Genomic DNA, 12,462 nt, shown 5'->3' on the forward strand with positions numbered 1-12,462 from the left:
CACGGCCGGGTGGCAGCCGCTTCGGCGTCGCGGCGCCGCCGCCGGGCGCCGACGCGTCCCCTCCCGGTGTCCGTTCGTCGCCGGCCGGCTTCTGACTGGGTACGGCCGCGGTGCGCGGCTCGTCGCGCTCACTCACGCCGCCACCTCCGTCGTCTGCTGGGACGCCACGATCTCGGCGTACGTCGGGCAGGTCTCCAGCAGTTCCGCGTGTCGTCCCACTCCGACGACCCCTCCGTTCTCGAGAACGATGATCTGGTCGGCGTCGATGATCGTGGAGACCCGCTGGGCCACGATCACCACCGCGGACTGCGCGGTGATCGGCCGCAGGGCGGCTCTGAGCCGCGCGTCGGTGCCCAGGTCGAGCGCCGAGAACGAGTCGTCGAAGAGGTAGATCTCCGGCTGTCGGACCAGCGCCCGCGCGATCGCCAGGCGTTGCCGCTGCCCACCGGAGACGGTGGTGCCACCCTGGGCGATCGGTGCCTCCAGGCCGCCAGGCATCTGGGCCACGAAGTCCCGGGCCTGGGCGATCTCCAGTGCCGCCCACAGCTCCTCGTCGGTGGCGTCCGGGTTGCCGTAGCGCAGGTTGCTGGCGACCGTCCCGGTGAACAGGTACGGCCGCTGCGGCACCAGACCGATCCGCCGCCACAGCTCGTCCGGCGCCAGCTCACGCACGTCCACCCCGTCGACGAGCACCGCGCCGGCGGTGACGTCGACCAGGCGGGGGATCAGCGACAGCAGGGTCGTCTTGCCCGCGCCGGTGCTGCCGATGATCGCCGTGGTGGTGCCCGGGGTGGCCCGGAAGGAGATGTCCCGCAGCACCGGCTCGACCGCGCCCGGGTACTGGAAGCGCACCCCGCGCAGCTCCAACTCGGCCCGGGTCGCCAGCTCGCTGACCGGCTCGGCGGCGGGGACCACCGAGGAGTCGGTGTCCAGCACCTCGACGATCCGCTCGGCGCAGACCGCGGCCCGGGGCACCATCATCAGCATGAAGGTGGCCATCATCACGGCCATCAGGATCTGCATCAGGTACTGCAGGAAGGCGGTGAGTGCGCCGACCTGGATCGCGTTGGCGTCCACCCGCTGCGCGCCGAACCACAGCACCGCCACGCTGGAGACGTTCAGCACCAGCATGACCACCGGGAAGATCAGCGCCAGCAGCCGGCCGGTCCGCAGCGCGGTGGCGGTCAGGTCGGCGTTGGCGACGCCGAAACGGTTCGTCTCGTACGGCTCGCGAACGAACGCGCGGACGACCCGGATGCCGGTGATCTGCTCGCGCAGCACCCGGTTGACCGTGTCGATGCGGGTCTGCATCAGCCGGAACCCCGGCACCATCCGACGGATGATCGCGCCGAGCGTGACGGCCAGGACCGGCACGCTCACCAGCATCAGCCAGGACAGACCGACGTCCTCGCGCAGCGCCATCACCACGCCGCCGACGCTCATGATCGGCGCGGCGACCAGCATGGTGCAGCTCATCAGGACGAGCATCTGCACCTGTTGGACGTCGTTGGTGTTGCGGGTGATCAGCGAGGGTGCCCCGAACCGGGCCACCTCCCGGGCGGAGAAGCGGTTGACGTGCCCGAACAGCGTGGCCCGGACGTCCCGGCCGAAGCCCATCGCGATCCGCGCGCCCAGGAAGACCGCGGCGATCGAACAGACGATCTGGATCAGGCTGACCAGGAGCATCCACCCGCCGGTGTGCACGATGTAGTCGGTGTCGCCCCGCGCCACGCCCTTGTCGATGATGTCGGCGTTGAGGCTGGGCAGGTACAGCGAGGCCATGGTGCCCACGAACTGGAGCAGTACCACCGCCAGCAACTGTCGTTGGTAGGTGCGCAGTTGGTTGCGCAACAGTCGGATCAGCACGCCGGGTCCTTCGGTTCGGTAGGGCGGCCGGTCATCCGCGGGTCTTCCTCGCTGCCGATGACCTCGAGCAGGAACTCCCGGATCACCTGTGCCTTCGCCGGGTCGGCGTCGACCGAGGTGAGTGGGTGTCCAGATTGGATAACGGTGGTGAGCGCCGCGATTCGGTCCCGGCCGGCGGGGGTGATCGCGAGTCGGACGCTGCGCCGGTCGCTGTCGTCGCGCTGCCGCTCAACGAGGCCTTCGCGGGCCAGCGTGTCCACGATGCCGGTGAGGGTCGCCGGGCGGACAAAGCCCTTCTCGGCGACCTCCCGGTGGGGCAACTCGCCGTGCCGGGCGAGCGTCATCAGGGTCACCATGCCGGCGTGGGTGAGGCCGTGATCCTCGGCGAGGTAGCGGTTCCACCGCTGTCCGACGAGGTGCGCGGCCACCACCAAGAGCCGGCCGAGCGGCACATCCTTGAGAGTGACGAGATCCACGGTCAGCACCTTAGCTCCCTGATAGTCAGGGGCCAAACGAAATTACCGCGGCAGTGGCCACGAACACGATCTGCAGGACCGTGCGCTGTGGGAGCGGGGTCACCGGACGCCCGGCGAGGGTCAACCTCCGGCGGGCGGCCGAGACGTTGGCGGGAAACATCGCGAGCATGAGCAGGGCGAGCCCGGCCGCGGTCGGCCGGGCGGTCGCCGGGATCAGCAGCCCGACGGCGCCGGCGAGTTCGAGGACGCCGGTGAGGGTCACCAGCAGCGCCGGGCGGGGTAGTCGTGGCGGGACCATCGCGATCAGGCCGGCGCGGCGCTGACCGACGAAGTGCGCGACGCCGGTCAGCACGAACAGCAGGGCCAGCCCGACCCGCAGTGCGGGGTGCCAACCGTCCAGCGCGGAGATGCCGGCCAGGCCGGCCAGTCGGGCCAGCGCGGTGCCGACGAGCAGAGCGATCAGGGGTGCCATCGTAATCCTCCTTCGTGCGATCTTGTCGTTGGCAAGATTGCGCGACGAGGTGGCATCTTGTCAACGGCAAGATAGGATTCGGGTATGACTGAGACGCGCGGCTACCACCACGGCGACCTCCGTCGCGCGCTGCTCGCGGCCGCGCTCGACGCGATCGAGGAGGACGGGCAGGCCGCGCTGAGCCTGCGTGACCTGGCCCGTCGGGCCGGCGTCTCGCACGCCGCACCCGCGCACCACTTCGGCGACAAGGCCGGCCTGCGCACCGCGCTCGCCACCCAGGGCTTCGACCTGCTGGCCCAGGAGTTGACGGCGGCGGGAGACGACCTGCTGGCGGCCGGAGTCGCGTACGTCGACTTCGCCGTCCGACACCGCGCACACTTCGAGGTGATGTTCCGGCCGGAGCTGTACCGGGCCGACGACCCCGAGCTGATCGCCGCGCGGGGCCGGGCCAGGGCCGCTCTGCGGGCGGGGGTGGCCACGTTACCCACCAGCGGCACGCCCGCCGACACCGACCGGGACGCACTCGCCGCCTGGTCGATAGCGCACGGCTTCGCGACACTCTGGCTGGCCGGCGCCCTCCCCGACCGGGTAGGCGACAACCCCAGCGAGGCAGCCCGAGCGGTCCTACGCCGCCTAGCAACCTAACCGCCCGCCCGCCCGCCCCGCCCCGCCCCGCCCGCCCGCCCCTCGACCCACCCTTCCCGCGGTTGATCATGAGGTTATTGCCACGACACGCCGATGCGAGGCGCAATAACCTCATGATCAACGCGGGTGGGGGCGGGCGGCAGGTGAGTGGGTGAGTGGGCGGGGGCGGGTGGGTGGGGGTGGGTGGGGGCGGGTGGTTACCAGCTTGTGGGTAGGGGCATTCCTTCGGTGAAGCCGGCGGCGCTCTGGACGCCGACGATCGCCCGCTCGTGGAACTGCGTCAGGTTCCGCGCGCCGGCATAGGTGAAGGCGCTGCGCACCCCGGCGATGATCTCGTCGATCAGGTCCTCGACGCCGGGTCGGACCGGGTCCAGGTACATCCGCGCCGAGGAGATGCCCTCCTCGAACACCGCCTTGCGAGCCCGGTCGTAGGGACTGTCGTCGGCGGTACGGGCACTGACCGCCCGAGCCGACGCCATCCCGAAGCTCTCCTTGTACCGCCGACCGTCCGGCTCGGTGTAGAGGTCGCCGGGGGACTCGTAGGTGCCGGCGAACCACGAGCCGATCATCACGTTCGACGCGCCGGCGGCCAGCGCGAGCGCCACGTCGCGGGGGTGCCGTACGCCGCCATCGGCCCAGACGTGCCGGCCCAGTTGCCGGGCCGCGGTCGCGCAGTCGAGCACGGCGGAGAACTGCGGCCGACCCACGCCGGTCATCATCCGGGTGGTGCACATCGCGCCCGGCCCGACGCCGACCTTGATGATGTCCGCCCCCGCCTCGACGAGGTCGCGTACCCCCTCGGCGGTGACCACGTTGCCGGCCGCGACCGGCACCCCCGGGTCCAGCTTGCGGACCGCCTGGAGCGCCGCGATCATCCGCGACTGGTGGCCGTGCGCGGTGTCCACGACCAGCGTGTCCACCCCCGCCTCCAGCAGCGCGGCGGCCTTACCTGTCACGTCGCCGTTGATCCCGACGGCTGCCGCGATGCGCAGCCGGCCCCGGTCGTCCACGGCCGGCGTGTAGAGGGTGGCGCGCAGCGCGCCCTGGCGGGTCAGCACTCCGACCAGCCGACCGTCGGCGTCCACCACCGGGGCGAGCCGGCGACGGCCCGCGGAGAGCAGCTCGAAACCGGTACGCGGGTCGGCGTCCGCCGGGACGGTGTGCAGTTCGGTGGACATCACGTGGCGGAGCTGGGCGAACCGATCCACTCCCGTGGTGTCCGCCTCGGTGACCACACCCAGCGGCCGGCCGGCGTCGTCGACGACGATCACCGCGGCGTGCGAGCGCTTGGGCAGCAGGTGGATGGCGTCACCCACGGTCTCCGTCGGACCCAGGGTGATGGGCGTGTCGTAGACCAGGTGCCGCTGCTTGACCCAGGCGACGACATTCGCCACCACCTCGATCGGGATGTCCTGCGGAATCACCGCGATCGCGCCCCGCCGGGCCACCGTCTCGGCCATCCGCCGGCCGGCGACCGCGGTCATGTTCGACACCACGAGCGGGATGGTGGTGCCGGTGCCGTCACCGGTGGACAGGTCGACGTCGAGCCGGGAACCCAGGTCGGAGCGGGCCGGCGCCATGAAGACGTCGGTATAGGTCAGGTCGTGCGCGGGAGCCGCGCCGTGAAGGAACCGCACCCGGCCATCATTCCCGGCCACGGCCGCCCGCGCCCGCCTCGGTGCCGCAAACCACCCCCGCCGTACTACCGGCGACGGGACGAAGTGTCAGGGCCTGGGGCAAAGCCCCTCAGGCGATGGTGCAGATGGGAGCACCGGCGGTGATCACGGCACCGACCTCGGCGGTGAGCCCGCTGACCGTACCCGCCTTGTGTGCGTGCAACGGCTGCTCCATCTTCATCGCCTCCAGCACCACCACCAGGTCGCCCTCGGCGACGGTGTCGCCGTCGGCCACCGCGATCTTGACGATGGTGCCCTGCATCGGTGAGGTGAGCGCGTCGCCGCTGACCGGGGCACCGGCCTTGGCGCCGCCGCCACGCCGGGTCGGCTTGCGGGAGGCGGGCGCCGCGGTGGTCGTACTCCCGCCGAAGCCGGCGGGGAGGCTGACCTCGATGCGCTTGCCGCCCACCTCGACCACGACGGTGTCGCGTTCGGCCGGTGCCTCGGCGGCGCCGGCGCCGGCCGTGAACGGCGGCACGGTGTTGTCGAACTCCGTCTCGATCCACCTGGTGTGCACGGTGAACGGCTCCGCGGTGAACGCCTCGTCCCGCACGACCAGCCGGTGGAACGGCAGCGCGGTGGCCATCCCGTCGACGATCATCTCGTCCAGTGCGCGGCGGGCGCGTTCCAACGCCTCGGTCCGCGTCTCGCCGACGATGATCACCTTGGCGAGCAGCGAGTCGAAGTTGCCGCCGATCACGTCGCCGGCCGAGATGCCGGTGTCCACCCGGACGCCCGGACCGCTGGGCAGGCGCAGCGCGGTGACGGTGCCCGGGGCGGGCAGGAAGTTGCGGCCCGGGTCCTCGCCGTTGATTCGGAACTCGATGGCGTGCCCGCGCGGCGTCGGGTCCTCGGTGGTGCGCAGTTTCTCGCCGTCGGCGATCCGGAACTGCTCGCGGACCAGGTCGATGCCGGCGGTCTCCTCGGTGACCGGGTGCTCGACCTGGAGCCGGGTGTTGACCTCCAGGAAGGAGATGGTGCCGTCCCTGCCGACCAGGTATTCGACAGTGCCGGCGCCGTGGTAGCCGGCTTCCCGGCAGATCGCCTTGGCGCTGTCGTGGATCTGTGCCCGCTGGGCGTCGGTGAGGAACGGCGCGGGGGCCTCCTCCACGAGCTTCTGGTGCCGACGTTGCAGCGAGCAGTCCCGGGTGCCCACCACGATCACGTTGCCGTGCTGGTCGGCGAGGACCTGCGCCTCGACGTGGCGGGGCTGGTCCAGGTAACGCTCGACGAAGCACTCGCCCCGGCCGAACGCCGCGACCGCCTCCCGGGTGGCCGACTCGAAGAGTTGGGGGATCTCCTCCATCGTCCGGGCGACCTTGAGGCCGCGCCCGCCACCGCCGAAGGCGGCCTTGATGGCGACCGGCAGGCCGTGGTCGGCGGCGAACGCGATCACCTCGTCCGGGCTGGCCACCGGGTCCGGTGTGCCGGGGACCAGCGGGGCGCCGGCGCGCTGGGCGATGTGCCGAGCGGTGACCTTGTCGCCGAGGTCACGGATCGCCTGCGGGGTGGGGCCGATCCAGGTCAGCCCGGCGTCGATGACCGCCTGGGCGAAGTCGGCGTTCTCACTGAGGAAGCCATAACCCGGGTGTACGGCGTCCGCGCCGGCCCGTGCGGCGACGTCGAGCAGCTTGTCGATGCGCAGGTACGTCTCGGTCGCGCTGTCCCCGCCGAGGGCGTACGCCTCGTCCGCGAGGGTGGTGTGCAGGGCCTCGCGGTCGGAGTCCGCGTACACGGCGACGCTGCCCAGGCCGGCGTCGCGGCACGCACGGATCACCCGGACGGCGATCTCGCCGCGGTTGGCGATGAGTACCTTGCGCACCTTCGTGGCTCCTCCCCGGCAGGTTACTGACGGGGAGTGTATCGGCCGCCTCGGTCACCCTAACGATCGCTCAGTGTGGAATGCGGCACTCACCATAGTCAAACTTGGCTATTACGCTTATCAGGTGTCTGCGACTCGAATGATGATCCTCGGTCTGGTGCGGTGGATGCAGCCCGTGCACGGCTACGACGTGCGCCGCGAGCTGTTGAGCTGGAGCGCCGACAAGTGGGCGAACGTGCAGCCCGGCTCGATCTACCACGCGTTGCGCAAGCTCACCGAGGAAGGGCTGCTCCGAGCCGTCGCCACCGAGCAGGTGGGATCCCGTCCGGCCCGCACCACCTATGAGGTGACCCCCAAGGGTGAGGACGAGTTCGAGACGCTGCTGCGCAACCTCTGGTGGAACCTCGGCGAGCAGTCCGATCCCTTCGCGGCGGCCTTCTCCTTCCTGCCCGCCATGCCGCGCGCCGAGGCTGCGGCGGCCCTGCGCAACCGGGCCAATCTGCTGCGCGCCGGTGTCGAGTCGATGCGCGCCTCGCTGGAGTCGGACTGGGTGCGTAACCGCAAGCCGGTGCACGTGGGTTGGATGTTCGAGCTGTGGGCGGCGCGGGCGGAGGCGGAGATGGGGTGGTGCGACCGGATCGCGGAGCGGATCGACTCCGGAGTGTCGTACCTGCCTGCTGAGCTGGCGGACGTCGAGGGTTGGTCGGGGTGGAGGGGAAGCCCCGAGTCGACGCCTCCGACGCAGGCGGAATAATCAACGTTGACTACAAGAGTTATATCGCGTTAGCCTGCTGGCGGCACATCGGGGGAGTGCGCCGTCCGGCGTCGTCCCACTCCGACGGCCGGCGCGACCGGCCCGAACGACCAGGAGCAAAAATGATCGAGACCAGGGGGCTGCGGAAGTCGTTCCGCTCCCGCGCGGGTCGAGAGACAAAGACGGTGGACGCCGTACGCGGCGTCAACCTCGAGGTCGCCGAGGGCGAGATCTTCGGCTTCCTCGGCCCCAACGGCGCCGGCAAGACCACCACGCTGCGGATGCTCGCCACGCTGATCGAGCCGGACGGCGGCGAGGCCACCATCGCCGGGGCCGACCTGCGCAAGGACCCGGCCGAGGTGCGTCGGCGGATCGGCTACGTCCCGCAGGGCGGCAGCACCTGGGACGAGTCCACCGCTCGCGACGAGCTGGTCCTGCATGCACGCATGTATGGCATCGGCAAGGCCGACGCGCAGCGCCGCGCCGTCCGCGCACTGGAGGCCTTCCAGCTCACCGAGTACGCGGACCGCAAGTGCAAGACCTACTCCGGTGGTCAGCGTCGGCGGGTCGAGATCGCGCTGGGCATCATCCACGAGCCGAAGATCGTCTTCCTGGACGAGCCGACCACCGGCCTCGACCCGCAGAGCCGCGCGCACATGTGGGACGAGATCCGGCGGCTACGCCGGGACGGGATGACCGTCTTCATCACCACGCACTACCTGGACGAGGCCGACGCCCTCTGCGACCGGATCGCGATCATGGACAACGGCGAGATCGTGGCCGAGGGCACGCCGGCCGAGCTCAAGCGCGAGATCTCCGGCGACGTGGTGCTTGTCGGTCTCGACCTGGCCGCCACCCCGCAGGCCGCCCAGGTGCTCGACGCCGAGCCGTTCGTCAACAAGCTGGAGACCATCGACGAGGGCGGCCTACGCCTCTACGTCGACGAGGGCGCCGTCGCCATCCCCCAGGTGCTGCGCAGGCTCGACCACGCCGGGCTGGATCTGCGCTCGATCGAGCTGCACCGACCCAGCCTGGACGACGTCTTCCTCACCAAGACCGGTCGCTCGCTGCGCGAGTCCTGACAACCCGGAGATCACTCATGAAATTCGCCCGTGACACCTGGCTGATCTTCCAACGCCAGACTCAACTCCTCCTGCGCAACCCGGTCTGGGTCTTCGTCGGCGTGTTCCAGCCGGTCATGTACCTGCTGCTCTTCGCCCCGCTGCTCAAGCCCGCACTGAACGCGCCCACCCAGGCCGCCGCCTACAAGATCTTCGTACCCGGTCTGCTGGTGCTGCTGGCGATCTTCGGCGGGCTGTTCCAGGGCTTCGGCCTGATCGCCGAGCTGCGCGCCGGCGTCATCGAACGCTCCCGGGTCACCCCGATCAGCCGACTCGCCCTACTGCTCGGTCGCTCGCTGCGGGACGTCGTGTCGCTCGTCGTGCAGGCGATCATCATCACCCTGCTGGCGCTCCTGTTCGACCTGCGGGTGTTCATCGGGGACCTGCTGCTGGCGTACCTGATGCTCGCCCTGATCGCCCTCATGACCTCGGCCGTCTCCTACGGCGTCGCTCTCAAGGTCAAGAGCGAGGACGCGCTGGCCCCCCTGATGAACACCGTGGCGCAGCCGGTGCTGCTGCTCTCCGGCATCCTGCTGCCGCTCACCTTCGCGCCCGGCTGGTTGCAGGGCATCGCCAACTGGAACCCGTTCTCCTGGGCGGTCGACGGCACCCGGGCGCTGTTCGCCGGTGACCTGGGCAGCGACAAGGTCTGGCAGGGCCTGAGCATCACGGCGGTCCTCGCCGCGCTGGGCGTCTACTGGGCCGCCCGCCAGTTCGCCCGCAGCGTCCGCTGACCCGACCTGGACTCGACCAGCCCCAGCTGGTCGAGTCCACGGCCCGTTGGCCTGGTCGGCGCCCCGGCGCCCCGGCGCCCCTGGTCGGCTCGGCGGCGGCGGCTGGCTTGATCGACTCGGTTTCCTGAAAGTCGGGGTGTCCTACCGGGTGGGATGCCGCGACTTCCAGGAACTCGAGAGGATCAAGCCGGTCAGGCGTCGGCGGTCAGCGCACCCGGGCGAGGGTGAGACCGTCCGCGATCGGCAGCATCACCGGATCCACCCGCACGTCGGCCACCACCTCATCGTTGAAGGCGGCCATCGCCCGGTCGCCCTCGTTCTGCGGCGCGACGATCCGGCCGCCACGCAGGACGTTGTCAACCGCGATCACCCCACCGGGCCGCATCCGAGGCACCAACTCGGCCCAGTAGACCGGGTAACCCGTCTTGTCGGCGTCGATGAACGCGAAGTCCAGGTAGCGCTCGTGCGGCAACTCCCGCAACGTCTCCCCGGCCGGGCCGATGCGCAGCTCGATCCGGTCCTGCACGCCGGCCCGAGCCCAGTAGCGCCGGGCGATGCCGGTGAACTCCTCGGAGATGTCGAAGCAGGTCAGCCGCCCGCCCTCCGGCAAGCCACGGGCAATCGCCAGCGACGACAGCCCGGTGAACGTGCCAACCTCGACAGCCTGCCGTACGTCGAGCAGCCGGGTGAGGAACGTCAGGAAGGCGGCCTGCTCCGGCGCCACCTGCATGCTGGCGTGTTCTGGTAGCACCGACCGGGTCTCCTCGGCCAGGTCCCGAATGATCTCGTCCGGCGGGGAGCCGTGGGCGACCAGGTAGGAGTGCAGTTCGTCAGTCAGCGGAATCGACTTGGTGGTCATGACCGGACGTTACCGACCGACTCGACCGACTGGCCCCCGGGCGCGACCTTCGTCCACAGGTCGGTGATCCGTAGGTCGAGTTCCGCGAGAAGTCGACGCAGCAGCGGCATCGACAGCCCGACCACGGTCCCCGGGTCACCCTCGATCCGCTCCACGAACGGCCCGCCCAACCCGTCGATCGTGAACGCGCCGGCCACCGCCAGCGGCTCACCACTTGCCACGTACGCGGCGATCTCGTCGTCGCTGATGTCCGCGAAGTGGACAGTGGTCGAGGCCACCGCCTCCGCGCGCCGCCCGGCGGAAACGTCGATGAGGCAGTGCCCACTGTGCAGAACGCCGCTGCGCCCCCGCATCCGCAGCCACCGCCCGGTGGCGTCCGCCGGGTCCGTAGGCTTGCCGAGGATCTCCCCGTCGAACGCGAGCACCGAGTCGCAGCCGATCACCAGCGTCCGCTGGCCGGCGCCGGGGCTTAGCCGGGTCAACACCGCCTGCGCCTTGAGCCGCGCCAACTCCAGGCACAACTCCTCAGCCCGATCGGTCACCACCAGCGACTCATCAACCCCGCTGACCAGCACATCTGGCTCAATCCCGGCAGCCTGGAGGATCTTGCGACGGGCAGGGCTCGCCGAGGCGAGCACAAGGCGGAGCGGCAAAGTTTCGGACACCCATCCGACGTTACCGGCTACCACCGCCGCAACGCCTCCCACCACGCACCGACCCAAGCGACCGGGCGCACGATCCGCCGCACGAACCGCCGGGCGATCCGCCGGGCGAACCCCGGGCGAACCCCAGGCGTGATCGACTCGCCTTCGTTGAAATCGGGGTGTCCCACCGCCCCGGACACCGCAACATCAAGAAAACCGAGTCGATCGCCGCGCTGTCGCCCAATCAGCGACTAATCCTGGGCGGCGGATCGTCGCCGCGCCGCCGCCGCCGCGCCACCACCGCCCAGCCGACCCCCGCAGCCAAGATCACCCCTAGCGTGACCAGGCCACGCGCGGTCGCGCCGCCCTCGTCGTCACCCGGCTGGGCACCAGCCGTCGTCGGGCCAGCCGACGCGTTCACAGATTCAAACCCCAGCGGCGGTACGTCCGCCGTCAGCGCCGCCACCAGATCGATCACGCCGTAGCCGTACTCGTCGTCACGCCCAGGCGCTCCCTTGTCGATCGCCGTCGCCGTGAGCCGGTGCGCCACCTCCCGCGCCGGCAGGTACGGATACTTGGACCGGATCAACGCCGCCGCCCCCGCCACGATCGCCGTGGCGTCAGAGGTCCCGGTGCCTTTGCGGTACTTGCCATCGATGCTCGTGCTGTAAATATCGACCGCGGGCGCAACCAAATCAATCTCCGGTCCAGTCACCGAAACGGCAGCGCGGTTCCCGTCTCGATCGACTCCCCCGACAGCGAGGACGCCATCAACAGACGCGGGGTAACCGACCTGGTTGTCCATTGGTCGGTTACCCGCAGCAGCGACGACGACAACATTTGCAGTGAGGGCAGATTTGATCGCGTCACGCAAGACAAGGCTCGAGCCTCCCGCGCTCGATATGCTGATGACGCTGGCGCCCGACGAAATCGCGTATTCGATGGCTCTGCCTAGGTCGTCCGGGTCGCTTCGATTGTCTACTGTAGAGGATAGGATCGGCAGAATTTTAGCTTTCGGCGCAATGCCCCGAGCTCCTTGGGTTTCGCCTTGTCCGTGGGCGGCGATAAGGCCCGCCATGCCGGTGCCGTGACTATTTCGATCACCTTGGCCGTCGCTGCTCCCCTCATCGAGGATGTTGATCCCTCGGAGAAGATTGCCTGCCAAATCGGGATGCGGGGAGACACCCGTGTCCGGAACTGCAACAGTAACGCCCTCGCCTTGGGTGATTCTGTTCGCCTCCGCGGAGGCGAGAGTCCTTAGATGCCACTGGTCGGAGCGAATACGATTAGGGCCTTCGTCAGACGGTAGGCCCGGCGATTCAGCGACAGCAGGGTTCGCTGAGGCGGCGGCGACCCATACGCATGTCAGGACCACCATCGTTATTCGTAGTGT

Annotated in this window: 12 protein-coding genes; 4 read left to right on the top strand and 8 right to left on the bottom strand. The window is 70.0% G+C overall.

The window, feature by feature from the left end:
* Window positions 1-132: 132 nt before the first annotated feature.
* Genes AB0C25_RS01975 through AB0C25_RS01985 form a run of 3 tightly spaced genes read right to left on the bottom strand, consistent with a single transcriptional unit; the run spans window position 133 to window position 2,814 of the window.
* Window positions 133-1,866 (bottom strand): ABC transporter ATP-binding protein, encoded by a 1,734-nt coding sequence (locus AB0C25_RS01975; protein WP_357368575.1) that lies wholly within the window; start codon window positions 1,864-1,866, stop codon window positions 133-135.
* Window positions 1,860-2,342 carry a MarR family transcriptional regulator gene (locus AB0C25_RS01980; RefSeq protein ID WP_357368577.1) on the bottom strand — a complete coding sequence of 161 codons (483 nt, stop codon included), beginning with the start codon at window positions 2,340-2,342 and terminating at the stop codon, window positions 1,860-1,862. The genes AB0C25_RS01975 and AB0C25_RS01980 overlap by 7 nt, the downstream gene beginning before the upstream one ends.
* A 25-nt stretch (window positions 2,343-2,367) precedes the next feature.
* Window positions 2,368-2,814, bottom strand: coding sequence for a DoxX family membrane protein (locus AB0C25_RS01985; RefSeq protein WP_357368579.1), 447 nt, complete (start codon window positions 2,812-2,814; stop codon window positions 2,368-2,370).
* Between the two features lie 84 nt (window positions 2,815-2,898).
* On the opposite strand from AB0C25_RS01985, the gene AB0C25_RS01990 reads away from it, so the two are divergent.
* A complete protein-coding gene (locus tag AB0C25_RS01990) occupies window positions 2,899-3,459 on the top strand; it encodes a WHG domain-containing protein (protein ID WP_357368581.1) in 561 nt (186 codons plus the stop codon).
* Between the two features lie 197 nt (window positions 3,460-3,656).
* On the opposite strand, the gene AB0C25_RS01995 is transcribed toward AB0C25_RS01990, so the two are convergent.
* Both AB0C25_RS01995 and AB0C25_RS02000 read right to left on the bottom strand, forming a co-directional pair.
* Window positions 3,657-5,096 carry a GuaB1 family IMP dehydrogenase-related protein gene (locus AB0C25_RS01995; RefSeq protein ID WP_357368583.1) on the bottom strand — a complete coding sequence of 480 codons (1,440 nt, stop codon included), beginning with the start codon at window positions 5,094-5,096 and terminating at the stop codon, window positions 3,657-3,659.
* 109 nt (window positions 5,097-5,205) lie between these two features.
* Complete coding sequence (locus AB0C25_RS02000; protein WP_357368586.1) at window positions 5,206-6,957, bottom strand: biotin carboxylase N-terminal domain-containing protein; 1,752 nt, start codon at window positions 6,955-6,957, stop codon at window positions 5,206-5,208.
* A 139-nt stretch (window positions 6,958-7,096) separates the two neighbouring features.
* On the opposite strand from AB0C25_RS02000, the gene AB0C25_RS02005 reads away from it, so the two are divergent.
* The 3 genes from AB0C25_RS02005 to AB0C25_RS02015 all read left to right on the top strand — a co-directional run bounded on the left by AB0C25_RS02005 (window position 7,097) and on the right by AB0C25_RS02015 (window position 9,566).
* Entirely contained in the window at window positions 7,097-7,711 is a 615-nt protein-coding gene (locus AB0C25_RS02005; protein WP_357369032.1) for a PadR family transcriptional regulator, read from the top strand.
* A gap of 122 nt (window positions 7,712-7,833) precedes the next feature.
* Window positions 7,834-8,793 (top strand): ATP-binding cassette domain-containing protein, encoded by a 960-nt coding sequence (locus tag AB0C25_RS02010; RefSeq protein WP_357368588.1) that lies wholly within the window; start codon window positions 7,834-7,836, stop codon window positions 8,791-8,793.
* Window positions 8,794-8,810: 17 nt separating this feature from the next.
* The gene (locus AB0C25_RS02015; protein ID WP_357241564.1) at window positions 8,811-9,566 is read left to right on the top strand and encodes an ABC transporter permease; all 756 of its coding nucleotides are present in this window, start codon (window positions 8,811-8,813) and stop codon (window positions 9,564-9,566) included.
* Window positions 9,567-9,771: 205 nt separating this feature from the next.
* Here the strand turns inward: AB0C25_RS02015 and AB0C25_RS02020 are convergent, their stop codons facing one another.
* The 3 genes from AB0C25_RS02020 to AB0C25_RS02030 all read right to left on the bottom strand — a co-directional run bounded on the left by AB0C25_RS02020 (window position 9,772) and on the right by AB0C25_RS02030 (window position 12,351).
* A complete protein-coding gene (locus AB0C25_RS02020) occupies window positions 9,772-10,425 on the bottom strand; it encodes an O-methyltransferase (RefSeq protein ID WP_357368590.1) in 654 nt (217 codons plus the stop codon).
* Window positions 10,422-11,090, bottom strand: coding sequence for a Maf family protein (locus tag AB0C25_RS02025; protein WP_357368592.1), 669 nt, complete (start codon window positions 11,088-11,090; stop codon window positions 10,422-10,424). Before AB0C25_RS02025 ends, AB0C25_RS02020 begins: the two co-directional genes overlap by 4 nt.
* A gap of 223 nt (window positions 11,091-11,313) precedes the next feature.
* On the bottom strand, window positions 11,314-12,351 hold the full coding sequence (locus AB0C25_RS02030; RefSeq protein ID WP_357369034.1) for a S8 family serine peptidase: 1,038 nt from the start codon (window positions 12,349-12,351) through the stop codon (window positions 11,314-11,316).
* Window positions 12,352-12,462 lie beyond the last annotated feature (111 nt).

The sequence above is a fragment of the Micromonospora sp. NPDC048839 genome (assembly GCF_040649915.1).
In the GTDB taxonomy this organism is placed as follows: domain Bacteria; phylum Actinomycetota; class Actinomycetes; order Mycobacteriales; family Micromonosporaceae; genus Micromonospora.

Coding starts and splice junctions, on each gene's coding strand:
- AB0C25_RS01985 (WP_357368579.1), bottom strand. CDS start 2,814: ATGGCACCCCTGATCGCTCTGCTCGTCGGCACCGCGCTGGCCCGACTG.
- AB0C25_RS01990 (WP_357368581.1), top strand. CDS start 2,899: ATGACTGAGACGCGCGGCTACCACCACGGCGACCTCCGTCGCGCGCTG.
- AB0C25_RS02005 (WP_357369032.1), top strand. CDS start 7,097: ATGATGATCCTCGGTCTGGTGCGGTGGATGCAGCCCGTGCACGGCTAC.
- AB0C25_RS02010 (WP_357368588.1), top strand. CDS start 7,834: ATGATCGAGACCAGGGGGCTGCGGAAGTCGTTCCGCTCCCGCGCGGGT.
- AB0C25_RS02015 (WP_357241564.1), top strand. CDS start 8,811: ATGAAATTCGCCCGTGACACCTGGCTGATCTTCCAACGCCAGACTCAA.
- AB0C25_RS02020 (WP_357368590.1), bottom strand. CDS start 10,425: ATGACCACCAAGTCGATTCCGCTGACTGACGAACTGCACTCCTACCTG.